The organism is Photobacterium panuliri, assembly GCF_059920555.1.
Window position 1 is genome coordinate 336,156 of record NZ_CP197192.1, and the last position, 26,084, is coordinate 362,239.

Sequence of the window (26,084 nt, forward strand, 5' to 3'; positions counted from 1 at the left end):
GCGTTATTCTCCTTGGCCACAAACTGGGCAGCTGATATCGTGGCTTATCCTGAAGGTATGCCATTGCATTGTCAGGCCATCGAACTGCCTCAGGCAGCCCAGCCCAACCGAACCAGCCCCACAGATAATTTTGAGCGCTTCCAGAGCCTGCATGGTGCCGATAATGCCCACGACCGGCCCGGCAATACCGTTCTGGCTGCAGCCACCCGGCTCATTGGCCTCCGGCTCCGGGAACAGGCAGTGGTAGCAAGGCCCTTGACCGTTATGGAAACCAAAAACCATCAGCTGCCCCTGCCAGCGGATCGCCGCTCCGCTAACCAGAGGCTTGCCCGCTTGGTAACAGGTATGGTTCACCGCATAGCGGGTCGGCAGGTTATCCGAACAATCCAGCACCACATCGGCCTGCGCAACTTCCAAGGCAAGCCTCTCCCCCAACAACCTTGCGTTGACGGGCCTTATACGTATATGGGGGTTAAGTGAGCGCAGCTGAGCCGCGGCCTGACCGGCCTTGTTAAGCCCCTCGTCATGCTGCCGATACAGTACCTGCCGCTGGAGATTAGAGCCTTCCAGAACATCATCATCGGCAATGACAATGGTGCCGACACCGGCTCCGGCAAGATAGAGGGCGGCCGCCGAGCCGAGCCCTCCCGCCCCGACCAACAGCACACGGGCTTGACCGATAGCCTCCTGACCCACCTCGCCGATCTCCGGCAGCATGATTTGGCGGCTGTATCGGACAAATGCCTGATCATCGAGCATCCGCATCCCCCTGACCGCTTTCCGGCCTGATCAATATTCTGGCAAATGCCGCAACGGCCTCGCCCGGGTCTTCCGCTTCTGTCACGGCCCTAACCACTGCCACGCTGCTGACGCCGGTTCGCCAAACGCGCTCGGCACGGGCCAGGTCGATCCCGCCAATCGCCACGGTCGGGTAGCTTGAGCCAATAAGTTTCTGGTACAGCGCGAGCCGGTTAAGGCCCTGTGGTTTTGAGGGCATCTCCTTGGTCGTGGTAGGGAATATATGACCAAGGGCGATATAGCTAGGATGGTACTCCGCTGCCCTTAGGATCTCGTAATAACCGTGGGTCGACAGTCCCAGTCTCAACCCGGCTCCCTGAATCGCGGCCAAATCGGCGGTATCCAGATCCTCCTGCCCAAGGTGCACCCCGAATGCCGCATGCTCAATCGCCAGCTGCCAATGGTCATTCACAAAAACCTGTGCATCGTCCTTCCGACCGGCGGCAACAACCTGGGCTATCTGTTCAGCCAATGCCGAGGCATTGGGATCTTTAATCCGCAACTGAACCGTCTTCACTCCCAAATCCAGCAACCGCTCGACCCAGCGGGCACTATCAACCACCGGGTACAAGGCCAACTTATCGGCCTCGACCGGTAAGAAAGGTGCGAGAACCCTTCCTCTCTCCACCCACCCCAGCTCTACGGCTTCCGGATGATTTGCTGTCAGCGCCCGGGGAAACAGGCGCGGCTCGGTCGGCCAGCCTATATCGCCATAACCATTGGTATGGCTTTCCAAGTAGCTTCTGGCATAGGCACGAGCCAAGGTCACGCCATCTTCGAGCGGAAAATCCAAAGCGAGTGCAACCAGCAGCATGGCTCGCTGGGCTTCGCTACTACCAGCATGATGGCAATAGGTCGCTCTGGCGACACCTTGGTGATGCCAGATATCGATACAACCTTGCTCGGTCGGCAATCCGCATACAACCAATGAAGGATTCGCAGCAACCTGCTGCTGCACCTCACTAACCGATGGATATGGAGCTAGCCATTGATCGCGAATATCAAAATCCACGTCCTGCTGCAAAGCGTTAAACGCTACGCTCAACGCCTGCCCGTTACGGGAAATGTTTACCACTGCCGAATCACTCCACCCAACACTGACTGGCTCGCCAAGTTGAAATTGATCAGCCGCCGCCAGCAAAGGCTCAATATGCATCAGTAGCGGGGTTAGGTGATCGGGTAAACACAAGGTGTTCATTTGCTGTCCTCTCCTATGGGATGGTAAAGCTCGCTGCCTAGGGCACGAAACTCCTCTGCTTTTTGCTGCATCCCTGCCAGCGGATCATCAAGCAATTGGATCTCTATCGCTTCCTGCTCTAGGCCCTTGGCGTAATCGCGGACTTCCTGTGATATTTTCATTGAGCAGAACTTTGGTCCGCACATCGAGCAAAAATGGGCCACCTTGCCGGATTCCTGCGGCAGGGTCTCATCGTGATAGGCCTTCGCGGTTTCAGGATCCAGTGCCAAATTGAACTGGTCTTCCCAGCGAAACTCAAACCGAGCCTTAGACAGGGCATTGTCCCTAACCTGTGCACCGGGATGGCCCTTGGCCAAGTCTGCCGCATGGGCACACAGCTTGTACGTGATCAGCCCCACCTTTACGTCCTCTTTGTTTGGAAGGCCAAGATGTTCTTTCGGGGTGACGTAGCACAGCATGGCACAGCCATACCAGCCAATCATTGCCGCACCGATACCGGAGGTAATATGATCGTAACCAGGAGCAATATCCGTTGTCAGCGGGCCTAATGTATAAAACGGGGCTTCATGGCAATGCTTGAGCTGTTCATCCATATTCTCCTTAATCATATGCATCGGCACATGACCCGGGCCTTCTATCATGACTTGGACATCGTATTCCCATGCAATCTTGGTCAACTCACCAAGCGTCCGCAATTCACTGAATTGCGCCTCGTCATTGGCATCGGCCACCGATCCCGGCCGCAGGCCGTCACCAAGCGACAACGCAACATCGTACTGGGCACAAATTTCACAGATCTCACGAAAGTGCTCATAGAGAAAGCTCTCTTGATGATGGGCCAGGCACCATTTCGCCATTATCGATCCGCCCCGAGAGACAATCCCCGTGACCCGCTTTGCCGTAAGAGGGACATAACGCAGCAAGACACCGGCATGGATTGTAAAATAGTCGACGCCCTGCTCAGCTTGTTCAAGCAAGGTATCGCGAAAGACTTCCCAGTTGAGGTTCTCGGCGATACCGTTCACCTTCTCCAACGCCTGATACATAGGGACCGTGCCGATAGGCACAGGGCTATTGCGGATAATCCACTCCCGGGTTTCATGAATATTGCGCCCAGTAGAGAGATCCATCACCGTGTCGCCTCCCCAACGGGTCGACCACACCAGTTTCTCCACTTCCTCCTCAATGGACGAACTTACCGAGGAATTTCCGATATTGGCATTGACCTTAACCAGAAAGTTTCGCCCGATGATCATTGGTTCCGACTCGGGATGGTTGATATTGGAAGGAATGATCGCACGGCCTTCGGCCACTTCTTTGCGGACAAACTCTGGGGTTATTTCAGATGGAAGGTTGGCCCCGAACGCTATACCGGGATGCTGCTGGGAAAGAGTCTGATCACGATACTGAGCGCGCCCCATATTCTCGCGGATGGCAATGAACTCCATCTCAGGGGTCACAATACCGCGCCTAGCATAATGGAGTTGGGTGACTTTGGCCCCGCGTTTAGCACGCCGAACACTTCCCGGCTGACCAAAGCGAAGTTCATCAAGCGTACCATCCGCCAATCTCTCTTTGGCGTAGCAGGAACTCAACTCGCTAAGGACATCACAATCCGCTCGTTCAACGATCCACTTCTCACGAAGCTTTGGCAGACCGCTATAAATATCCAGTTGATGATCAGGATCGGTATAATAACCAGAGGTATCATAAACACGAACGGGCTCATTGGGCTCAAAAACAGGCGTTTCTTTGGTACCCCCCACAAGGCTGTCAGATAACGATACCTCACGCATCGGTACGCGAATATCACTCCGGCTACCGGCGACATACACCTTACGCGAATTGGGATAGGCTTGTGTGGTCAGTGAATCGATAAATTGTTTCGCTTCCAGTCTCGCTTGCTTGCGATTCGTCATAGCAATTTCCTTTTCGTCTTCTTAATCGGGAAAGTTGCTTGGCGGATGGGTGCGTAAACAAGAGGCTACACGTAGGGTGTATAGCTTACATTCTGAAGGAACTACTGCCCAAACGAGCAGCGATACAGATGATTATCTCTTGTTCCCTTCGCAGGTATTAGCCTGATCAGGTTCAACGGATCCCGCAATGCGGTCTCAGCCAGATGGCACTCCGACAAGTACAGCGAGTATAAGGAACTCTGGCGCTCACAGCAACCCAGCGACAACAATTAGATAACAATCCCCAATTACTGGCAAATCAACACATCGCAATCCAATTCATCAGCTAAGGCTCTGCTAATATCCTTGAACCAATGGATCCCAGATCGTCGATGTCCGGTCACCACCAGATTAGCCCCTACCTTATCAGCCAAGAAGACAAGATGCTTAACCACATCGCCATTGGCCATATGAATAGCCCTAACTTTATAAGGTGACGTATCAGCTAACCCCCTCAGCTGCTCCATTCTTCGCTGTTCAAGCTCGTTATGAGCTTCTTCAATCCCTAATTCGGCATCGGCAAAACTAACATTGCCCATACCCGGTTCAACAAACGCCAAGTGCAATTCGGCATTGTTCTGCTCAGCAATAACGGCAGCTTTTACCATTAACCGGTGAGCCTCATTGTCTGTAGGATCTACGGCCAATAGTATCGTTTGGTAGAGCGCCATCTCTCAATTCTCCTATCGACTCATCAATGTGCCAATTTTCTGCTATATCTACACACAGCCTATACCAAAACTGCAGCAGTACTTACCGCTAAATCAATGATTGCGTTTTTAGGAGGCAGGAAAAATGCTCATGGCAGCCATAACATGGTATTAGTATGGCAATAATTTATATCAGCACTTGAGATAACAATGAGTCAATTAATGTTTCTGGGGCTTATCGCCCTTGGCGGGGCGTTTGGTGCTTGCTCCCGCTACCTCATATCTGAGTTTTGTGTGTCCCTATTCGGACGAGGCTTTCCCTACGGCACGCTAGTCGTTAACGTAATAGGCTCAATGATTATGGGACTGCTCATGTCTGCCCTGAACCAGGGAATGATTGAAGCGGTTCCAGCACGCCCGCTTATCGGATTAGGGTTTCTCGGGGCACTCACTACGTTCTCGACATTCTCAATGGATAACGTCATTTTGATGCAACAAGGCGAATTTCTAAAAGCAGGGGTAAATATTTTACTCAACGTTATCGTTAGTGTCGCAGCTTGCTTCATCGGCTACCAACTCATGATGAAAAGCTAACCATACACTGTTACCGCATAAGGAAAAGATCCCCACCTTGGTTGGGGGCTTTTTCTTATAACAGGCTACCAAGCAACCTTCCTCATGCAATCCACCACAAAACTCAGCGCACTTTTCAACGAAAACAGTCAAAAATCCAATCATCGCTAAGGCTCTCGTATCCTCATGATCACGGTTGCCCAGGAGCTGCGTTGTACCTGCTAGCAAGGTCAGTTTTACAAATATCAGAAACGAAAAAGGCTCCAGCATTTCTGCTAGAGCCTTGAAGATGGCAGGGGTGGAGAGATTCGAACTCCCAACACGCGGATTTGGAATCCGCTGCTCTGCCAATTGGAGCTACACCCCTATAAGCACTCATTCTACTGGCTTGGCCAATAAAAGCAACGGTATTTTCCTGAGGCTAATCACACTCTTAGCTAAAATAATGCCATCAAATACATTGCTGTATTCATCGATAATAGCTCGATATAACAACAATATGATTTCCCCGCTGCATTTCTTCGGGGATGCCTACTTAAAGATGGCAGGGTTGGACAGGGCTGGCGCACAAGCTTCCAACACGCGCTGATTTTCGGTGTGGCGGAATCTGCGGCTGACTCTGTTTTCGATATAAACGAAAAAGGCTCCAGCATTTCTGCTAGAGCCTTGAAGGTGGCAGGGGTGGAGAGATTCGAACTCCCAACACGCGGATTTGGAATCCGCTGCTCTGCCAATTGGAGCTACACCCCTGTAGTTTTTTTAAAGACTTAACTTTGTCTGAAGAAGTGGCGGAGCGGACGGGACTCGAACCCGCGACCCCCGGCGTGACAGGCCGGTATTCTAACCAACTGAACTACCGCTCCACACGGTGACAGAGATTTCTCTCTATCCGGTAACCGCCGTTCAACGCGCTTACCTTAAATTTAAAGCCTGGCGATGTCCTACTCTCACATGGGGAGGCCCCACACTACCATCGGCGCTGTTACGTTTCACTGCTGAGTTCGGCATGGGATCAGGTGGGTCCATAACGCTATGGTCGCCAAGCAAATTCGTTTATCTGCCGCCTCTCGGCCGCAAATAGCAATCTGGGAAAGTTAACTAGTTATCTCAAGCACTGCATTCAAGTGCTCATGGAGTCCGATAAAACCCCTTGGGTGTTGTATGGTTAAGCCTCACGGGCAATTAGTACAGGTTAGCTCAACGCCTCACAGCGCTTACACACCCTGCCTATCTACGTCGTAGTCTCCAACAACCCTTCAGGATACTTGTAGTATCAGGGATGACTCATCTTGAGGCTCGCTTCCCGCTTAGATGCTTTCAGCGGTTATCGATTCCGAACTTAGCTACCGGGCAATGCGTCTGGCGACACAACCCGAACACCAGAGGTTCGTCCACTCCGGTCCTCTCGTACTAGGAGCAGCCCCTCTCAATCATCCAGCGCCCACGGCAGATAGGGACCGAACTGTCTCACGACGTTCTAAACCCAGCTCGCGTACCACTTTAAATGGCGAACAGCCATACCCTTGGGACCGACTTCAGCCCCAGGATGTGATGAGCCGACATCGAGGTGCCAAACACCGCCGTCGATATGAACTCTTGGGCGGTATCAGCCTGTTATCCCCGGAGTACCTTTTATCCGTTGAGCGATGGCCCTTCCATACAGAACCACCGGATCACTATGACCTGCTTTCGCACCTGCTCGAACCGTCATTCTCGCAGTCAAGCGGGCTTATGCCATTGCACTAACCTCACGATGTCCGACCGTGATTAGCCCACCTTCGTGCTCCTCCGTTACTCTTTGGGAGGAGACCGCCCCAGTCAAACTACCCACCAGGCACTGTCCGTACCCCCGATAAGGGGGCGACGTTAGAACATCAACACTACAAGGGTGGTATTTCAAGGACGGCTCCACAGATACTGGCGTACCTGCTTCGAAGCCTCCCACCTATCCTACACATGTAGGGTCAATGTTCAGTGCCAAGCTGTAGTAAAGGTTCACGGGGTCTTTCCGTCTAGCCGCGGGTACGCAGCATCTTCACTGCGATTTCAATTTCACTGAGTCTCGGGTGGAGACAGCGTGGCCATCATTACGCCATTCGTGCAGGTCGGAACTTACCCGACAAGGAATTTCGCTACCTTAGGACCGTTATAGTTACGGCCGCCGTTTACCGGGGCTTCGATCAAGAGCTTCGCTTGCGCTAACCCCATCAATTAACCTTCCGGCACCGGGCAGGCGTCACACCGTATACGTCATCTTTCGATTTTGCACAGTGCTGTGTTTTTAATAAACAGTTGCAGCCACCTGGTATCTGCGACTTCCGATAGCTCCATCCGCGAGGGACTTCACCGTCAGAAGCGTACCTTCTCCCGAAGTTACGGTACCATTTTGCCTAGTTCCTTCACCCGAGTTCTCTCAAGCGCCTTGGTATTCTCTACCCGACCACCTGTGTCGGTTTGGGGTACGATTCCTTGCTATCTGAAGCTTAGAGGCTTTTCCCGGAAGCATGGCATCAATGACTTCACCGCCGTAGCGGCTCGACGTCGTATCTCAGCCTTAAGATGGTCCGGATTTGCCTAAACCATCAGCCTACATACTTGAACCTGGACAACCGTCGCCAGGCCCACCTAGCCTTCTCCGTCCCCCCATCGCAATAGCAAGAAGTACGGGAATATTAACCCGTTTCCCATCGACTACGCCTTTCGGCCTCGCCTTAGGGGTCGACTCACCCTGCCCCGATTAACGTTGGACAGGAACCCTTGGTCTTCCGGCGAGGAGGTTTTTCACCCCCTTTGTCGTTACTCATGTCAGCATTCGCACTTCTGATACCTCCAGCGCCCCTTACAGGACACCTTCAGCGGCTTACAGAACGCTCCCCTACCCAATGTGAACAAGTCACATTGCCGCAGCTTCGGTGTATCGCTTAGCCCCGTTAAATCTTCCGCGCAGGCCGACTCGACCAGTGAGCTATTACGCTTTCTTTAAATGATGGCTGCTTCTAAGCCAACATCCTGGCTGTCTGAGCCTTCCCACATCGTTTCCCACTTAGCGATAACTTTGGGACCTTAGCTGGCGGTCTGGGTTGTTTCCCTCTCCACGACGGACGTTAGCACCCGCCGTGTGTCTCCCGGATAGTACTTACTGGTATTCGGAGTTTGCAAAGGGTTGGTAAGTCGGGATGACCCCCTAGCCTTAACAGTGCTCTACCCCCAGTAGTATTCGTCCGAGGCGCTACCTAAATAGCTTTCGGGGAGAACCAGCTATCTCCGAGTTTGATTGGCCTTTCACCCCTAGCCACAAGTCATCCGCTAATTTTTCAACATTAGTCGGTTCGGTCCTCCAGTAAGTGTTACCTCACCTTCAACCTGCCCATGGCTAGATCACTCGGTTTCGGGTCTAATCCTAGCAACTGAACGCCCAGTTAAGACTCGGTTTCCCTACGGCTCCCCTATACGGTTAACCTTGCTACTAAAATTAAGTCGCTGACCCATTATACAAAAGGTACGCAGTCACAGGACGAAGCCTGCTCCTACTGCTTGTACGTACACGGTTTCAGGTTCTATTTCACTCCCCTCACAGGGGTTCTTTTCGCCTTTCCCTCACGGTACTGGTTCACTATCGGTCAGTCAGGAGTATTTAGCCTTGGAGGATGGTCCCCCCATGTTCAGACAGGATAACACGTGTCCCGTCCTACTCGATTTCACTGTAAAGGCACCGTCGGCTACGGGGCTGTCACCCTGTATCGCCACGCTTTCCAGCGTGTTCGCCTAGTGCCAATTCAACTTAAGGGCTAATCCGGTTTCGCTCGCCGCTACTGCCGGAATCTCGGTTGATTTCTTTTCCTCGGGGTACTTAGATGTTTCAGTTCCCCCGGTTCGCCTCACAATGCTATGTATTCACATTGAGATAACTGCTTATGCAGCTGGGTTTCCCCATTCGGAAATCCAAGACTCGAGTGGCTCTTACTGCCTCGTCTTGGCTTATCGCAAGTTAGTACGTCCTTCATCGCCTCTGACTGCCCAGGCATCCACCGTGTACGCTTAGTCACTTAACCATACAACCCCAAGAGGTTTCGTATGTTCAAACAACCAAGGTTGTCTATCTGAGTTGTGATAGACGTTGTTTTGCCGGACTTCTTACACAAGACACTTGAATGTGTGTTGCTTGAGAACTCGTTCCTACTCGTTAGAGTAGAAACTATAAATCAATCATTCGATTGAATTTACTAGTCAGCTTTCCAGATTGTTAAAGAGCATGTGTTTCTATTGAAAGATCCACTTTCTAACCACACTCAGCGAGTGCATTTAGAAAGTGGTGGAGCTATGCGGGATCGAACCGCAGACCTCCTGCGTGCAAGGCAGGCGCTCTCCCAGCTGAGCTATAGCCCCATAATATGGGTTTCTTTCAGAGAAAGAATGGTGGGCGATACCGGGCTCGAACCAGTGACCCCCTGCTTGTAAGGCAGGTGCTCTCCCAACTGAGCTAATCGCCCACGATAGTTTTGATTCCTTCGCGAGAAAGAATGGTGGGTCGTGCAGGATTCGAACCTGCGACCAATTGATTAAAAGTCAACTGCTCTACCAACTGAGCTAACGACCCGTGGCGTCCCATAGGGGAGTCGAACCCCTGTTACCGCCGTGAAAGGGCGGTGTCCTAGGCCTCTAGACGAATGGGACTAAGTTTTCCGGGTTTGGGAACCCGAAACATGTTCTCTACTTTTTCGACCAGGCAATCTGTGTGGACACTGCGTCAAAAGCGCAGTCATATCGTTAAGGAGGTGATCCAGCCCCAGGTTCCCCTAGGGCTACCTTGTTACGACTTCACCCCAGTCATGAACCACACCGTGGTAAACGCCCTCCCGAAGGTTAAGCTATCTACTTCTGGTGCAGCCCACTCCCATGGTGTGACGGGCGGTGTGTACAAGGCCCGGGAACGTATTCACCGTGGCATTCTGATCCACGATTACTAGCGATTCCGACTTCATGGAGTCGAGTTGCAGACTCCAATCCGGACTACGACGTACTTTGTGGGATTCGCTCACCATCGCTGGTTGGCCGCCCTCTGTATACGCCATTGTAGCACGTGTGTAGCCCTACTCGTAAGGGCCATGATGACTTGACGTCGTCCCCACCTTCCTCCGGTTTATCACCGGCAGTCTCCCTGGAGTTCCCGCCATTACGCGCTGGCAAACAAGGATAGGGGTTGCGCTCGTTGCGGGACTTAACCCAACATTTCACAACACGAGCTGACGACAGCCATGCAGCACCTGTCTCAGAGTTCCCGAAGGCACCAAAGCATCTCTGCTAAGTTCTCTGGATGTCAAGAGTAGGTAAGGTTCTTCGCGTTGCATCGAATTAAACCACATGCTCCACCGCTTGTGCGGGCCCCCGTCAATTCATTTGAGTTTTAATCTTGCGACCGTACTCCCCAGGCGGTCTACTTAACGCGTTAGCTCCGAAAGCCACTCCTCAAGGGAACAGCCTCCAAGTAGACATCGTTTACGGCGTGGACTACCAGGGTATCTAATCCTGTTTGCTCCCCACGCTTTCGCATCTGAGCGTCAGTCTTTGTCCAGGGGGCCGCCTTCGCCACCGGTATTCCTTCAGATCTCTACGCATTTCACCGCTACACCTGAAATTCTACCCCCCTCTACAAGACTCTAGCCTGCCAGTTCCAAATGCTATTCCGAGGTTGAGCCCCGGGCTTTCACATCTGGCTTAACAAGCCGCCTGCATGCGCTTTACGCCCAGTAATTCCGATTAACGCTCGCACCCTCCGTATTACCGCGGCTGCTGGCACGGAGTTAGCCGGTGCTTCTTCTGTAGGTAACGTCAAACAATGCCGCTATTAACGACACTGCCTTCCTCCCTACTGAAAGTGCTTTACAACCCGAAGGCCTTCTTCACACACGCGGCATGGCTGCATCAGGGTTTCCCCCATTGTGCAATATTCCCCACTGCTGCCTCCCGTAGGAGTCTGGACCGTGTCTCAGTTCCAGTGTGGCTGATCATCCTCTCAGACCAGCTAGGGATCGTCGCCTAGGTGAGCCGTTACCCCACCTACTAGCTAATCCCACCTGGGCCAATCTTGGCGCGAGAGGCCCGAAGGTCCCCCTCTTTGGTCCGTAGACGTTATGCGGTATTAGCCATCGTTTCCAATGGTTATCCCCCACACCAAGGCATGTTCCCAGGCATTACTCACCCGTCCGCCGCTCGTCATCTCCAAAAGCAAGCTTTTGGAATGTTACCGCTCGACTTGCATGTGTTAGGCCTGCCGCCAGCGTTCAATCTGAGCCATGATCAAACTCTTCAATTAAAGTTTTTGTGTTTCCGAAGAAACGGCTCAGTGATTACTGATAAATTGACTGTGCCGGTATTACTACCGATTTGGTCACTCAGCTCACTGATTTAAATCTTTTGACTAAATCTTTTCACGAGTGCCCACACAGATTGCATGGTCAAATTGTTAAAGAACGTTGACTATCAATGCGTTAGCACATCGCGCTTCAGCAAGTCAGGTGGCGTATAATACGCTTTTCTGATATCCAGTCAAGACAAAACTTTCATCTTTTTTGCCAGTTGGCGAGAAAGTGAAAACCTTCTGTTGACTCCGCTCACATTGCAACCAGCCTGAGCGAAAGAAAAGCCCGTTGTAGCCAACGGGCTTCCTAAATTTTGAGCCTGGCGATGTCCTACTCTCACATGGGGAGGCCCCACACTACCATCGGCGCTGTTACGTTTCACTGCTGAGTTCGGCATGGGATCAGGTGGGTCCATAACGCTATGGTCGCCAAGCAAATTCGTTTATTTACCGCCTTGGCAGTAAATAGCAATCTGGGAAAGTCCAACTAGTTATCTCAAGCACTGTCATTCAAGTGCTCATGGAGTCCGATAAAACCCCTTGGGTGTTGTATGGTTAAGCCTCACGGGCAATTAGTACAGGTTAGCTCAACGCCTCACAGCGCTTACACACCCTGCCTATCTACGTCGTAGTCTCCAACAACCCTTCAGGATACTTAAAGTATCAGGGATGACTCATCTTGAGGCTCGCTTCCCGCTTAGATGCTTTCAGCGGTTATCGATTCCGAACTTAGCTACCGGGCAATGCGTCTGGCGACACAACCCGAACACCAGAGGTTCGTCCACTCCGGTCCTCTCGTACTAGGAGCAGCCCCTCTCAATCATCCAGCGCCCACGGCAGATAGGGACCGAACTGTCTCACGACGTTCTAAACCCAGCTCGCGTACCACTTTAAATGGCGAACAGCCATACCCTTGGGACCGACTTCAGCCCCAGGATGTGATGAGCCGACATCGAGGTGCCAAACACCGCCGTCGATATGAACTCTTGGGCGGTATCAGCCTGTTATCCCCGGAGTACCTTTTATCCGTTGAGCGATGGCCCTTCCATACAGAACCACCGGATCACTATGACCTGCTTTCGCACCTGCTCGAACCGTCATTCTCGCAGTCAAGCGGGCTTATGCCATTGCACTAACCTCACGATGTCCGACCGTGATTAGCCCACCTTCGTGCTCCTCCGTTACTCTTTGGGAGGAGACCGCCCCAGTCAAACTACCCACCAGGCACTGTCCGTACCCCCGATAAGGGGGCGACGTTAGAACATCAACACTACAAGGGTGGTATTTCAAGGACGGCTCCACAGATACTGGCGTACCTGCTTCGAAGCCTCCCACCTATCCTACACATGTAGGGTCAATGTTCAGTGCCAAGCTGTAGTAAAGGTTCACGGGGTCTTTCCGTCTAGCCGCGGGTACGCAGCATCTTCACTGCGATTTCAATTTCACTGAGTCTCGGGTGGAGACAGCGTGGCCATCATTACGCCATTCGTGCAGGTCGGAACTTACCCGACAAGGAATTTCGCTACCTTAGGACCGTTATAGTTACGGCCGCCGTTTACCGGGGCTTCGATCAAGAGCTTCGCTTGCGCTAACCCCATCAATTAACCTTCCGGCACCGGGCAGGCGTCACACCGTATACGTCATCTTTCGATTTTGCACAGTGCTGTGTTTTTAATAAACAGTTGCAGCCACCTGGTATCTGCGACTTCCGATAGCTCCATCCGCGAGGGACTTCACCGTCAGAAGCGTACCTTCTCCCGAAGTTACGGTACCATTTTGCCTAGTTCCTTCACCCGAGTTCTCTCAAGCGCCTTGGTATTCTCTACCCGACCACCTGTGTCGGTTTGGGGTACGATTCCTTGCTATCTGAAGCTTAGAGGCTTTTCCCGGAAGCATGGCATCAATGACTTCAGCACCGTAGTGCCTCGACGTCGTATCTCAGCCTTGAGATGGTCCGGATTTGCCTAAACCATCAGCCTACATACTTGAACCTGGACAACCGTCGCCAGGCCCACCTAGCCTTCTCCGTCCCCCCATCGCAATAGCAAGAAGTACGGGAATATTAACCCGTTTCCCATCGACTACGCCTTTCGGCCTCGCCTTAGGGGTCGACTCACCCTGCCCCGATTAACGTTGGACAGGAACCCTTGGTCTTCCGGCGAGGAGGTTTTTCACCCCCTTTGTCGTTACTCATGTCAGCATTCGCACTTCTGATACCTCCAGCGCCCCTTACAGGACACCTTCAGCGGCTTACAGAACGCTCCCCTACCCAATGTGAACAAGTCACATTGCCGCAGCTTCGGTGTATCGCTTAGCCCCGTTAAATCTTCCGCGCAGGCCGACTCGACCAGTGAGCTATTACGCTTTCTTTAAATGATGGCTGCTTCTAAGCCAACATCCTGGCTGTCTGAGCCTTCCCACATCGTTTCCCACTTAGCGATAACTTTGGGACCTTAGCTGGCGGTCTGGGTTGTTTCCCTCTCCACGACGGACGTTAGCACCCGCCGTGTGTCTCCCGGATAGTACTTACTGGTATTCGGAGTTTGCAAAGGGTTGGTAAGTCGGGATGACCCCCTAGCCTTAACAGTGCTCTACCCCCAGTAGTATTCGTCCGAGGCGCTACCTAAATAGCTTTCGGGGAGAACCAGCTATCTCCGAGTTTGATTGGCCTTTCACCCCTAGCCACAAGTCATCCGCTAATTTTTCAACATTAGTCGGTTCGGTCCTCCAGTAAGTGTTACCTCACCTTCAACCTGCCCATGGCTAGATCACTCGGTTTCGGGTCTAATCCTAGCAACTGAACGCCCAGTTAAGACTCGGTTTCCCTACGGCTCCCCTATACGGTTAACCTTGCTACTAAAATTAAGTCGCTGACCCATTATACAAAAGGTACGCAGTCACAGGACGAAGCCTGCTCCTACTGCTTGTACGTACACGGTTTCAGGTTCTATTTCACTCCCCTCACAGGGGTTCTTTTCGCCTTTCCCTCACGGTACTGGTTCACTATCGGTCAGTCAGGAGTATTTAGCCTTGGAGGATGGTCCCCCCATGTTCAGACAGGATAACACGTGTCCCGTCCTACTCGATTTCACTGTAAAGGCACCGTCGGCTACGGGGCTGTCACCCTGTATCGCCACGCTTTCCAGCGTGTTCGCCTAGTGCCAATTCAACTTAAGGGCTAATCCGGTTTCGCTCGCCGCTACTGCCGGAATCTCGGTTGATTTCTTTTCCTCGGGGTACTTAGATGTTTCAGTTCCCCCGGTTCGCCTCACAATGCTATGTATTCACATTGAGATAACTGCTTATGCAGCTGGGTTTCCCCATTCGGAAATCCAAGACTCGAGTGGCTCTTACTGCCTCGTCTTGGCTTATCGCAAGTTAGTACGTCCTTCATCGCCTCTGACTGCCCAGGCATCCACCGTGTACGCTTAGTCACTTAACCATACAACCCCAAGAGGTTTCGTATGTTCAAACAACCAAGGTTGTCTATCTGAGTTGTGATAGACGTTGTTTTGCCGGACTTCTTACACAAGACACTTGAATGTGTGTTGCTTGAGAACTTGTTCCTACTCGTTAGAGTAGAAACTATAAATCAATCATTCGATTGAATTTACTAGTCAGCTTTCCAGATTGTTAAAGAACATGTGTTTCTATTGAAAGATCCACTTTCTAACCACACTCAGCGAGTGCATTTAGAAAGTGGTGGAGCTATGCGGGATCGAACCGCAGACCTCCTGCGTGCAAGGCAGGCGCTCTCCCAGCTGAGCTATAACCCCAACGTTCGAAAGACTTCTCACTCACTTCCTCCGGGAGAGAAAGTGGTGGGTCTGAGTGGACTTGAACCACCGACCTCACCCTTATCAGGGGTGCGCTCTAACCACCTGAGCTACAGACCCAAGTCTTTCACGTTCTTCTACATTTTAACCAGGCAATCTGTGTGGACACTGCGTCAAAAGCGCAGTCATATCGTTAAGGAGGTGATCCAGCCCCAGGTTCCCCTAGGGCTACCTTGTTACGACTTCACCCCAGTCATGAACCACACCGTGGTAAACGCCCCCCCGAAGGTTAAGCTATCTACTTCTGGTGCAGCCCACTCCCATGGTGTGACGGGCGGTGTGTACAAGGCCCGGGAACGTATTCACCGTGGCATTCTGATCCACGATTACTAGCGATTCCGACTTCATGGAGTCGAGTTGCAGACTCCAATCCGGACTACGACGTACTTTGTGGGATTCGCTCACCATCGCTGGTTGGCCGCCCTCTGTATACGCCATTGTAGCACGTGTGTAGCCCTACTCGTAAGGGCCATGATGACTTGACGTCGTCCCCACCTTCCTCCGGTTTATCACCGGCAGTCTCCCTGGAGTTCCCACCATTACGTGCTGGCAAACAAGGATAGGGGTTGCGCTCGTTGCGGGACTTAACCCAACATTTCACAACACGAGCTGACGACAGCCATGCAGCACCTGTCTCAGAGTTCCCGAAGGCACCAAAGCATCTCTGCTAAGTTCTCTGGATGTCAAGAGTAGGTAAGGTTCTTCGCGTTGCATCGAATTAAACCACATGCTCCACCGCTTGTGCGGGCCCCCGTCAATTCATTTGAGTTTTAATCTTGCGACCGTACTCCCCAGGCGGTCTACTTAACGCGTTAGCTCCGAAAGCCACTCCTCAAGGGAACAGCCTCCAAGTAGACATCGTTTACGGCGTGGACTACCAGGGTATCTAATCCTGTTTGCTCCCCACGCTTTCGCATCTGAGCGTCAGTCTTTGTCCAGGGGGCCGCCTTCGCCACCGGTATTCCTTCAGATCTCTACGCATTTCACCGCTACACCTGAAATTCTACCCCCCTCTACAAGACTCTAGCCTGCCAGTTCCAAATGCTATTCCGAGGTTGAGCCCCGGGCTTTCACATCTGGCTTAACAAGCCGCCTGCATGCGCTTTACGCCCAGTAATTCCGATTAACGCTCGCACCCTCCGTATTACCGCGGCTGCTGGCACGGAGTTAGCCGGTGCTTCTTCTGTAGGTAACGTCAAACAATGCCGCTATTAACGACACTGCCTTCCTCCCTACTGAAAGTGCTTTACAACCCGAAGGCCTTCTTCACACACGCGGCATGGCTGCATCAGGGTTTCCCCCATTGTGCAATATTCCCCACTGCTGCCTCCCGTAGGAGTCTGGACCGTGTCTCAGTTCCAGTGTGGCTGATCATCCTCTCAGACCAGCTAGGGATCGTCGCCTAGGTGAGCCGTTACCCCACCTACTAGCTAATCCCACCTGGGCCAATCTTGGCGCGAGAGGCCCGAAGGTCCCCCTCTTTGGTCCGTAGACGTTATGCGGTATTAGCCATCGTTTCCAATGGTTATCCCCCACACCAAGGCATGTTCCCAGGCATTACTCACCCGTCCGCCGCTCGTCATCTCCAAAAGCAAGCTTTTGGAATGTTACCGCTCGACTTGCATGTGTTAGGCCTGCCGCCAGCGTTCAATCTGAGCCATGATCAAACTCTTCAATTAAAGTTTTTGTGTTTCCGAAGAAACGGCTCAGTGATTACTGATAAATTGACTGTGCCGGTATTGCTACCGATTTGGTCACTCAGCTCACTGATTTAAATCTTTTGACTAAATCTTTTCACGAGTGCCCACACAGATTGCATGGTCAAATTGTTAAAGAACGTTGACTATCAATGCGTTAGCACATCGCGCTTCAGCAAGTCAGGTGGCGTATAATACGCTTTTCTGATATCCAGTCAAGACAAAACTTTCATCTTTTTTGCCAGTTGGCGAGAAAGTGAAAACCTTCTGTTGACTCCGCTCACATTGCAACCAGCCTGAGCGAAAGAAAAGCCCGTTGTAGCCAACGGGCTTCCTAAATTTTGAGCCTGGCGATGTCCTACTCTCACATGGGGAGGCCCCACACTACCATCGGCGCTGTTACGTTTCACTGCTGAGTTCGGCATGGGATCAGGTGGGTCCATAACGCTATGGTCGCCAAGCAAATTCGTTTATCTGCCGCCTCTCGGCCGCAAATAGCAATCTGGGAAAGTCCAACTAGTTATCTCAAGCACTGTCATTCAAGTGCTCGTGGAGTCCGATAAAACCCCTTGGGTGTTGTATGGTTAAGCCTCACGGGCAATTAGTACAGGTTAGCTCAACGCCTCACAGCGCTTACACACCCTGCCTATCTACGTCGTAGTCTCCAACAACCCTTCAGGATACTTAAAGTATCAGGGATGACTCATCTTGAGGCTCGCTTCCCGCTTAGATGCTTTCAGCGGTTATCGATTCCGAACTTAGCTACCGGGCAATGCGTCTGGCGACACAACCCGAACACCAGAGGTTCGTCCACTCCGGTCCTCTCGTACTAGGAGCAGCCCCTCTCAATCATCCAGCGCCCACGGCAGATAGGGACCGAACTGTCTCACGACGTTCTAAACCCAGCTCGCGTACCACTTTAAATGGCGAACAGCCATACCCTTGGGACCGACTTCAGCCCCAGGATGTGATGAGCCGACATCGAGGTGCCAAACACCGCCGTCGATATGAACTCTTGGGCGGTATCAGCCTGTTATCCCCGGAGTACCTTTTATCCGTTGAGCGATGGCCCTTCCATACAGAACCACCGGATCACTATGACCTGCTTTCGCACCTGCTCGAACCGTCATTCTCGCAGTCAAGCGGGCTTATGCCATTGCACTAACCTCACGATGTCCGACCGTGATTAGCCCACCTTCGTGCTCCTCCGTTACTCTTTGGGAGGAGACCGCCCCAGTCAAACTACCCACCAGGCACTGTCCGTACCCCCGATAAGGGGGCGACGTTAGAACATCAACACTACAAGGGTGGTATTTCAAGGACGGCTCCACAGATACTGGCGTACCTGCTTCGAAGCCTCCCACCTATCCTACACATGTAGGGTCAATGTTCAGTGCCAAGCTGTAGTAAAGGTTCACGGGGTCTTTCCGTCTAGCCGCGGGTACGCAGCATCTTCACTGCGATTTCAATTTCACTGAGTCTCGGGTGGAGACAGCGTGGCCATCATTACGCCATTCGTGCAGGTCGGAACTTACCCGACAAGGAATTTCGCTACCTTAGGACCGTTATAGTTACGGCCGCCGTTTACCGGGGCTTCGATCAAGAGCTTCGCTTGCGCTAACCCCATCAATTAACCTTCCGGCACCGGGCAGGCGTCACACCGTATACGTCATCTTTCGATTTTGCACAGTGCTGTGTTTTTAATAAACAGTTGCAGCCACCTGGTATCTGCGACTTCCGATAGCTCCATCCGCGAGGGACTTCACCGTCAGAAGCGTACCTTCTCCCGAAGTTACGGTACCATTTTGCCTAGTTCCTTCACCCGAGTTCTCTCAAGCGCCTTGGTATTCTCTACCCGACCACCTGTGTCGGTTTGGGGTACGATTCCTTGCTATCTGAAGCTTAGAGGCTTTTCCCGGAAGCATGGCATCAATGACTTCAGCACCGTAGTGCCTCGACATCGTATCTCAGCCTTGAGATGGTCCGGATTTGCCTAAACCATCAGCCTACATACTTGAACCTGGACAACCGTCGCCAGGCCCACCTAGCCTTCTCCGTCCCCCCATCGCAATAGCAAGAAGTACGGGAATATTAACCCGTTTCCCATCGACTACGCCTTTCGGCCTCGCCTTAGGGGTCGACTCACCCTGCCCCGATTAACGTTGGACAGGAACCCTTGGTCTTCCGGCGAGGAGGTTTTTCACCCCCTTTGTCGTTACTCATGTCAGCATTCGCACTTCTGATACCTCCAGCGCCCCTTACAGGACACCTTCAGCGGCTTACAGAACGCTCCCCTACCCAATACAATAAATTGCATTGCCGCAGCTTCGGTGTATCGCTTAGCCCCGTTAAATCTTCCGCGCAGGCCGACTCGACCAGTGAGCTATTACGCTTTCTTTAAATGATGGCTGCTTCTAAGCCAACATCCTGGCTGTCTGAGCCTTCCCACATCGTTTCCCACTTAGCGATAACTTTGGGACCTTAGCTGGCGGTCTGGGTTGTTTCCCTCTCCACGACGGACGTTAGCACCCGCCGTGTGTCTCCCGGATAGTACTTACTGGTATTCGGAGTTTGCAAAGGGTTGGTAAGTCGGGATGACCCCCTAGCCTTAACAGTGCTCTACCCCCAGTAGTATTCGTCCGAGGCGCTACCTAAATAGCTTTCGGGGAGAACCAGCTATCTCCGAGTTTGATTGGCCTTTCACCCCTAGCCACAAGTCATCCGCTAATTTTTCAACATTAGTCGGTTCGGTCCTCCAGTAAGTGTTACCTCACCTTCAACCTGCCCATGGCTAGATCACTCGGTTTCGGGTCTAATCCTAGCAACTGAACGCCCAGTTAAGACTCGGTTTCCCTACGGCTCCCCTATACGGTTAACCTTGCTACTAAAATTAAGTCGCTGACCCATTATACAAAAGGTACGCAGTCACAGGACGAAGCCTGCTCCTACTGCTTGTACGTACACGGTTTCAGGTTCTATTTCACTCCCCTCACAGGGGTTCTTTTCGCCTTTCCCTCACGGTACTGGTTCACTATCGGTCAGTCAGGAGTATTTAGCCTTGGAGGATGGTCCCCCCATGTTCAGACAGGATAACACGTGTCCCGTCCTACTCGATTTCACTGTAAAGGCACCGTCGGCTACGGGGCTGTCACCCTGTATCGCCACGCTTTCCAGCGTGTTCGCCTAGTGCCAATTCAACTTAAGGGCTAATCCGGTTTCGCTCGCCGCTACTGCCGGAATCTCGGTTGATTTCTTTTCCTCGGGGTACTTAGATGTTTCAGTTCCCCCGGTTCGCCTCACAATGCTATGTATTCACATTGAGATAACTGCTTATGCAGCTGGGTTTCCCCATTCGGAAATCCAAGACTCGAGTGGCTCTTACTGCCTCGTCTTGGCTTATCGCAAGTTAGTACGTCCTTCATCGCCTCTGACTGCCCAGGCATCCACCGTGTACGCTTAGTCACTTAACCATACAACCCCAAGAGGTTTCGTATGTTCAAACAACCAAGGTTGTCTATCTGAGTTGTGATAGACGTTGTTTTGCCGGACTTCTCTTCTTTTATTCCACTTTTTTAAAAAGCGGAGACAAAAGCCAAGACACTTGAATGTGTGTTGCTTGAGAACTCGTTCCTACTCGTTAGAGTAGAAACTATAAATCAATCGTTCGATTGAATTTACTAGTCAGCTTTCCAGATTGTTAAAGAGCATAACGCAAAAGCGTTAATCAATAACGGGTGTTATTGATTAGCACTCTTGCCTGTTCCAAAACCATTTCACCAGGCAATCTGTGTGGACACTGCGTCAAAAGCGCAGTCATATCGTTAAGGAGGTGATCCAGCCCCAGGTTCCCCTAGGGCTACCTTGTTACGACTTCACCCCAGTCATGAACCACACCGTGGTAAACGCCCTCCCGAAGGTTAAGCTATCTACTTCTGGTGCAGCCCACTCCCATGGTGTGACGGGCGGTGTGTACAAGGCCCGGGAACGTATTCACCGTGGCATTCTGATCCACGATTACTAGCGATTCCGACTTCATGGAGTCGAGTTGCAGACTCCAATCCGGACTACGACGTACTTTGTGGGATTCGCTCACCATCGCTGGTTGGCCGCCCTCTGTATACGCCATTGTAGCACGTGTGTAGCCCTACTCGTAAGGGCCATGATGACTTGACGTCGTCCCCACCTTCCTCCGGTTTATCACCGGCAGTCTCCCTGGAGTTCCCGCCATTACGCGCTGGCAAACAAGGATAGGGGTTGCGCTCGTTGCGGGACTTAACCCAACATTTCACAACACGAGCTGACGACAGCCATGCAGCACCTGTCTCAGAGTTCCCGAAGGCACCAAAGCATCTCTGCTAAGTTCTCTGGATGTCAAGAGTAGGTAAGGTTCTTCGCGTTGCATCGAATTAAACCACATGCTCCACCGCTTGTGCGGGCCCCCGTCAATTCATTTGAGTTTTAATCTTGCGACCGTACTCCCCAGGCGGTCTACTTAACGCGTTAGCTCCGAAAGCCACTCCTCAAGGGAACAGCCTCCAAGTAGACATCGTTTACGGCGTGGACTACCAGGGTATCTAATCCTGTTTGCTCCCCACGCTTTCGCATCTGAGCGTCAGTCTTTGTCCAGGGGGCCGCCTTCGCCACCGGTATTCCTTCAGATCTCTACGCATTTCACCGCTACACCTGAAATTCTACCCCCCTCTACAAGACTCTAGCCTGCCAGTTCCAAATGCTATTCCGAGGTTGAGCCCCGGGCTTTCACATCTGGCTTAACAAGCCGCCTGCATGCGCTTTACGCCCAGTAATTCCGATTAACGCTCGCACCCTCCGTATTACCGCGGCTGCTGGCACGGAGTTAGCCGGTGCTTCTTCTGTAGGTAACGTCAAACAATGCCGCTATTAACGACACTGCCTTCCTCCCTACTGAAAGTGCTTTACAACCCGAAGGCCTTCTTCACACACGCGGCATGGCTGCATCAGGGTTTCCCCCATTGTGCAATATTCCCCACTGCTGCCTCCCGTAGGAGTCTGGACCGTGTCTCAGTTCCAGTGTGGCTGATCATCCTCTCAGACCAGCTAGGGATCGTCGCCTAGGTGAGCCGTTACCCCACCTACTAGCTAATCCCACCTGGGCCAATCTTGGCGCGAGAGGCCCGAAGGTCCCCCTCTTTGGTCCGTAGACGTTATGCGGTATTAGCCATCGTTTCCAATGGTTATCCCCCACACCAAGGCATGTTCCCAGGCATTACTCACCCGTCCGCCGCTCGTCATCTCCAAAAGCAAGCTTTTGGAATGTTACCGCTCGACTTGCATGTGTTAGGCCTGCCGCCAGCGTTCAATCTGAGCCATGATCAAACTCTTCAATTAAAGTTTTGGTGTTTCCGAAGAAACGGCTCAGTGATTACTGATAAATTGACTGTGCCGGTATTACTACCGATTTGGTCACTCAGTTCACTGATTTAAATCTTTTGACTAAATCTTTTCACGAGTGCCCACACAGATTGCATGGTCAAATTGTTAAAGAACAGTACCGACACCGTATTCACTGGCTGCCTTAGCTGCCGTTTTCCGTGTCAGTGGGGTCGCATTATAGAGCGTTCGATCACATTAGCAAGAGGCTATTGGAAAATATTTCCCACAAACCAACCGTTCGAGCAAAAAACGGCCAGAAGTATTAAAACAGCCGATTAATAGTGCTTAAACCGGGCTGCAAAGGCCTCTACTTTCTGCCAATCTGTATATTCGACTTCTTTGCTAGTATCTGTTTCCCCGCCAGTGATACGCATGATGAATTGAATCATGACACGATCAAACCATCCATACCGCGGATAGCGTAATGCCCCAGCAAATACTTCCTGCAACTTTGGACACCATGGAGACTTCTTCAAGAACGTTTTCATATACACGCTTGTCTCCGGCGTATTCTTACCTTCCTTACGTGCCGTAAGATTCACGCAGAAAAAACCCACCTTATTCTGGTCAAGCTCATCTCGGTATCTCTCGATAAACTGATAGAGCTTTTTATTTAGATGGCCGTAACGAATAGAAGCTCCGACCAATACCCGATCATAATCCGCAAAATCCACCGTAGGTAATGTGTTCAAATCAACCAATTCACACTGGTAGTCACCACCTAGCGTCGTTTCGATATGACGTAATATTTTGACAGTCTGGCCATCACTGCTTGAATGCAGCAACAAAACTTTTTCCATAACATCCTCCAGGAGATCTGTTGTTAATTACGCCAAAATGTCGGTGTAAAGAGTACCAACAATGTAAACACTTCAAGGCGGCCGAATAACATAGCGATGACCAGTACCCATTTGGCAGAGTCATTAATTTCACCAAAATGGACAGCCACCTGCCCCAGCCCCGGACCAAGATTATTCAAGGTCGCCGCCACTGCGGAAAACGCTGTCAGCTCATCCAATCCTGTAGCAATCAGTGCCAGCATACAGATAACAAATACCAAAGCGTACGCAGAGAAGAATCCCCAAACCGCATCGACCACACGCTGTGGCAGCGCTTTATTACCAATCTTAATCGTATAAATAGCACGTGGATGAACCAGACGCTTAAGTTCTCGTACCCCTTGAAGCATCAACAGCAGCATCCGGATAACCTTGATACCACCACCCGTCGAGCCAGCACATCCACCAACGAAAGATGAAAACAGCAGTAGTACCGGTAAGAAAAGCGGCCATTCAGAGAAGCTAGTCGTGGTAAAGCCCGCCGTGGTAGATATCGAAACCGTCTGGAACAGGGCCTGATCAAAAGCATCAAAATACGAATCATAGGAGTGATGCTTTAGCAACATCCCATAGCAAATCAACAATAAGATCAGCTGTGATGCCAAAAAGGCCCGAAACTCAGGATCACGCCAGTATGTCTTCAAATGAACCCCACCATTAGCAAAAGCAGCAAAGTGGAGCGAGAAATTACAGGCAGATATCAACAGGAACACAACGGTGATCATATTAATCGTCGGGCTGTTGAAATAGCCCATGCTAGCATCATGCGTCGAGAAGCCGCCTATCGCCACCGTCGAAAAACTGTGAGAGATCGCATCAAAAACTGACATCCCAGCCAACCAAAAAGCCAGGGCACAACTGACCGTCAGGGCCAAATAGATATACCACAGCACCTTCGCGGTTTCGGCAATACGCGGCGTCATCTTACTGTCCTTTACCGGCCCAGGGATTTCAGCCCGGTACAGCTGCATCCCACCGATACCCAATACCGGCAATATCGCCACAGCCAGCACGATGATCCCCATCCCGCCAAACCACTGCAACAGCTGCCGATAGAACAAGATCGCCTTGGGCAAATGGTCAAGGCCAACGATAACCGTCGCCCCGGTGGTTGTCAGTGCCGAAAATGATTCAAAAAAGGAGTCAGTCACAGACAAGTCAGGGGTCTTGGCGAGGATAAAGGGGACTGCTCCGGCACTGCCGATAACCGTCCAGAACAACACTACAATTAAAAAACCGTCGCGGGCTTTGAGCTCCCGGCGATAATGCCGATTAGGCAGCCATAGCAAGGCTCCGCCCGCAAACAGCAACATGAAAGTCACCACGAACGGGAAGCCCGCCCCGTCACGGTAGAATAACGCAACCAATGCCGGTGCCAGCATGGTTACACTGAATAGCGCGAGCAGCAGCCCGACAATCCTGATAATGGAACGAAATTGCATAGCCTTATCTGGCTCTCATCCTTTATATAGACAACACAGGGTTATGAAGACGAAGCTTCAACATTGACCACTGCCGAGATTTGACCACCGCTTCGATTAAACAGGGTTGCCCTGAAGGCATCCGCCTTCCGGCAATCAAGAGAAACCACCATCGCAACGCGATCGGCATAATCTGCATGTTGCTGCTGTCCACCAAACTCGGCCAGCAATGCTTCGACCAGTGAGACCTGATTATACTCACAGCTCAGCTTTAGATCCGTGGTCAAAATCTTTTCTTTGGTTTGCAGCACACCGAGGGCCTGCTGTACGCCACCACCATATGCTTTGACCAAACCGCCAGTTCCCAGTTTTATCCCACCTGAATATCGGGTAACGACTGCAGTGATCTCCCCCACGCCAGAACCAGAAAGCTGCGCAAGGATGGGTTTCCCAGCCGTACCTGACGGCTCACCATCATCACTAAACCCCCACTTCATCGAATCCTCCGGCCGCCCAGCAACGAATCCCCAACAATTATGCCGGGCATCATAATGCTTCTCTTTGATATGCTGAACAAAGGCCTTTGCTGCCTCAATCGACGGAGTATGTGCCAGATAAGTAATAAAGCGGCTTTTTTTGATCTCTTCTTCAAATACCGCCGGTTCTGCCGGGACTTGATAGGGGTCTGCTGCTGTCATATCGCTCTTATTCAGATTGCCAAAAAAACGTACAGCGCGACAGAATACCACAACCCTTATCCATCAACGTCAGACTTATAGAAAGATAAAGATAAGAAAAAAGGGGGGAACAACGCCCCCCTTATCAATCAACAATCACCCCGGTATCATTGTGGCCTGTTGAGGTTCCCCACCAACTCCAATTGTACTTGGCGAACCCGGTCGTCATGCTCAAGAGTCTCAATAACTGGCAACAAATCTTGTCCATCCAATGCTTTCAGCAAAACCATATCACCATGGCTAAAAACAAGCTCCAGCTGACTATCCTGTGCCAATTGCGCAGCATTTACCCCAACGTCCAGCCGTATGACTATCGCTCCACTCACTTTTGACGGTCCCAGACCAGAACCAGCCAACAGCAGTCTATCGCCAGCAAAGACCCCTTGCTCTGCAACAGGAGCCGGCAACATCCGCATAGTGCTTCTTTCGTCAGCAGGCAGCAACTTGGTATAACGCTCACCCGCAATGGCTATATCACCCACTGCAACCCACTGCTGCTGAACGGGCAAAGGAGAAAGATCGCTCACCGCAGCCTGGGCCGATACGACCATTGTGCCTGCAGCTAACAAACACCCCGCCAGTATTACATGCATCCTTATCTTCATAA

The 26,084-nt window shown here is 51.7% G+C and carries 9 protein-coding genes, 9 tRNA genes, 9 rRNA genes and 1 riboswitch; of the genes, 1 reads left to right on the forward strand and 26 read right to left on the reverse strand.

Annotated elements, in window-relative coordinates; genetic code table 11:
- Positions 1-3 precede the first annotated feature (3 nt).
- From ACSF8X_RS01705 to ACSF8X_RS01720, 4 genes are all read right to left on the reverse strand, one after another.
- Positions 4-759 carry a HesA/MoeB/ThiF family protein gene (locus tag ACSF8X_RS01705; protein ID WP_500850577.1) on the reverse strand — a complete coding sequence of 252 codons (756 nt, stop codon included), beginning with the start codon at positions 757-759 and terminating at the stop codon, positions 4-6.
- Positions 749-1,996 (reverse strand): thiamine phosphate synthase, encoded by a 1,248-nt coding sequence (gene thiE / locus ACSF8X_RS01710; RefSeq protein WP_500850578.1) that lies wholly within the window; start codon positions 1,994-1,996, stop codon positions 749-751. The genes ACSF8X_RS01705 and thiE overlap by 11 nt, the downstream gene beginning before the upstream one ends.
- The gene (thiC, locus tag ACSF8X_RS01715) at positions 1,993-3,915 is read right to left on the reverse strand and encodes a phosphomethylpyrimidine synthase ThiC (protein ID WP_500850579.1); all 1,923 of its coding nucleotides are present in this window, start codon (positions 3,913-3,915) and stop codon (positions 1,993-1,995) included. The genes thiE and thiC overlap by 4 nt, the downstream gene beginning before the upstream one ends.
- A 126-nt stretch (positions 3,916-4,041) precedes the next feature.
- Positions 4,042-4,139, reverse strand: a riboswitch (TPP riboswitch).
- Positions 4,140-4,202: 63 nt separating this feature from the next.
- Entirely contained in the window at positions 4,203-4,625 is a 423-nt protein-coding gene (locus ACSF8X_RS01720) for a universal stress protein (protein ID WP_047877676.1), read from the reverse strand.
- A gap of 189 nt (positions 4,626-4,814) precedes the next feature.
- On the opposite strand from ACSF8X_RS01720, the gene crcB reads away from it, so the two are divergent.
- On the forward strand, positions 4,815-5,198 hold the full coding sequence (crcB, locus tag ACSF8X_RS01725) for a fluoride efflux transporter CrcB (RefSeq protein ID WP_047877675.1): 384 nt from the start codon (positions 4,815-4,817) through the stop codon (positions 5,196-5,198).
- A 269-nt stretch (positions 5,199-5,467) separates the two neighbouring features.
- Here the strand turns inward: crcB and ACSF8X_RS01730 are convergent.
- The 22 genes from ACSF8X_RS01730 to ACSF8X_RS01835 form a co-directional block, all read right to left on the reverse strand.
- Positions 5,468-5,544: transfer RNA gene (locus ACSF8X_RS01730), tRNA-Trp, on the reverse strand.
- Positions 5,545-5,850: 306 nt separating this feature from the next.
- Positions 5,851-5,927: transfer RNA gene (locus ACSF8X_RS01735), tRNA-Trp, on the reverse strand.
- Positions 5,928-5,963: 36 nt separating this feature from the next.
- Positions 5,964-6,040 (reverse strand) — tRNA-Asp (locus tag ACSF8X_RS01740).
- Positions 6,041-6,105: 65 nt separating this feature from the next.
- Positions 6,106-6,221: ribosomal RNA gene (gene rrf, locus ACSF8X_RS01745) — 5S ribosomal RNA — on the reverse strand.
- A gap of 117 nt (positions 6,222-6,338) precedes the next feature.
- A 23S ribosomal RNA gene (locus ACSF8X_RS01750) occupies positions 6,339-9,229 on the reverse strand.
- 258 nt (positions 9,230-9,487) lie between these two features.
- Positions 9,488-9,563, reverse strand: a tRNA-Ala gene (locus ACSF8X_RS01755).
- Between the two features lie 28 nt (positions 9,564-9,591).
- Positions 9,592-9,667: transfer RNA gene (locus tag ACSF8X_RS01760), tRNA-Val, on the reverse strand.
- A gap of 31 nt (positions 9,668-9,698) precedes the next feature.
- Positions 9,699-9,774: transfer RNA gene (locus ACSF8X_RS01765), tRNA-Lys, on the reverse strand.
- A gap of 1 nt (position 9,775) precedes the next feature.
- A tRNA-Glu gene (locus ACSF8X_RS01770) sits at positions 9,776-9,851 on the reverse strand.
- 94 nt (positions 9,852-9,945) lie between these two features.
- Positions 9,946-11,490, reverse strand: a 16S ribosomal RNA gene (locus ACSF8X_RS01775).
- A gap of 363 nt (positions 11,491-11,853) precedes the next feature.
- Positions 11,854-11,969: ribosomal RNA gene (rrf, locus tag ACSF8X_RS01780) — 5S ribosomal RNA — on the reverse strand.
- Between the two features lie 117 nt (positions 11,970-12,086).
- Positions 12,087-14,977, reverse strand: a 23S ribosomal RNA gene (locus ACSF8X_RS01785).
- Between the two features lie 258 nt (positions 14,978-15,235).
- A tRNA-Ala gene (locus ACSF8X_RS01790) sits at positions 15,236-15,311 on the reverse strand.
- A gap of 43 nt (positions 15,312-15,354) precedes the next feature.
- Positions 15,355-15,431: transfer RNA gene (locus ACSF8X_RS01795), tRNA-Ile, on the reverse strand.
- A gap of 74 nt (positions 15,432-15,505) precedes the next feature.
- A 16S ribosomal RNA gene (locus ACSF8X_RS01800) occupies positions 15,506-17,050 on the reverse strand.
- A 363-nt stretch (positions 17,051-17,413) separates the two neighbouring features.
- Positions 17,414-17,529 (reverse strand): 5S ribosomal RNA (rrf, locus tag ACSF8X_RS01805).
- Positions 17,530-17,648: 119 nt separating this feature from the next.
- Positions 17,649-20,538: ribosomal RNA gene (locus ACSF8X_RS01810) — 23S ribosomal RNA — on the reverse strand.
- A gap of 352 nt (positions 20,539-20,890) precedes the next feature.
- Positions 20,891-22,435 (reverse strand): 16S ribosomal RNA (locus tag ACSF8X_RS01815).
- Together the 16S, 23S and 5S rRNA genes with 9 tRNA genes alongside form the textbook arrangement of a ribosomal RNA operon.
- A gap of 320 nt (positions 22,436-22,755) precedes the next feature.
- Positions 22,756-23,280 carry a menaquinone-dependent protoporphyrinogen IX dehydrogenase gene (hemG, locus tag ACSF8X_RS01820; protein ID WP_047880791.1) on the reverse strand — a complete coding sequence of 175 codons (525 nt, stop codon included), beginning with the start codon at positions 23,278-23,280 and terminating at the stop codon, positions 22,756-22,758.
- Between the two features lie 23 nt (positions 23,281-23,303).
- Positions 23,304-24,761, reverse strand: coding sequence for a TrkH family potassium uptake protein (locus tag ACSF8X_RS01825; RefSeq protein ID WP_047880792.1), 1,458 nt, complete (start codon positions 24,759-24,761; stop codon positions 23,304-23,306).
- Positions 24,762-24,802: 41 nt separating this feature from the next.
- The gene (locus tag ACSF8X_RS01830; protein WP_500850580.1) at positions 24,803-25,438 is read right to left on the reverse strand and encodes a YigZ family protein; all 636 of its coding nucleotides are present in this window, start codon (positions 25,436-25,438) and stop codon (positions 24,803-24,805) included.
- Between the two features lie 146 nt (positions 25,439-25,584).
- Complete coding sequence (locus ACSF8X_RS01835) at positions 25,585-26,082, reverse strand: serine protease external chaperone (protein WP_500850581.1); 498 nt, start codon at positions 26,080-26,082, stop codon at positions 25,585-25,587.
- Positions 26,083-26,084 lie beyond the last annotated feature (2 nt).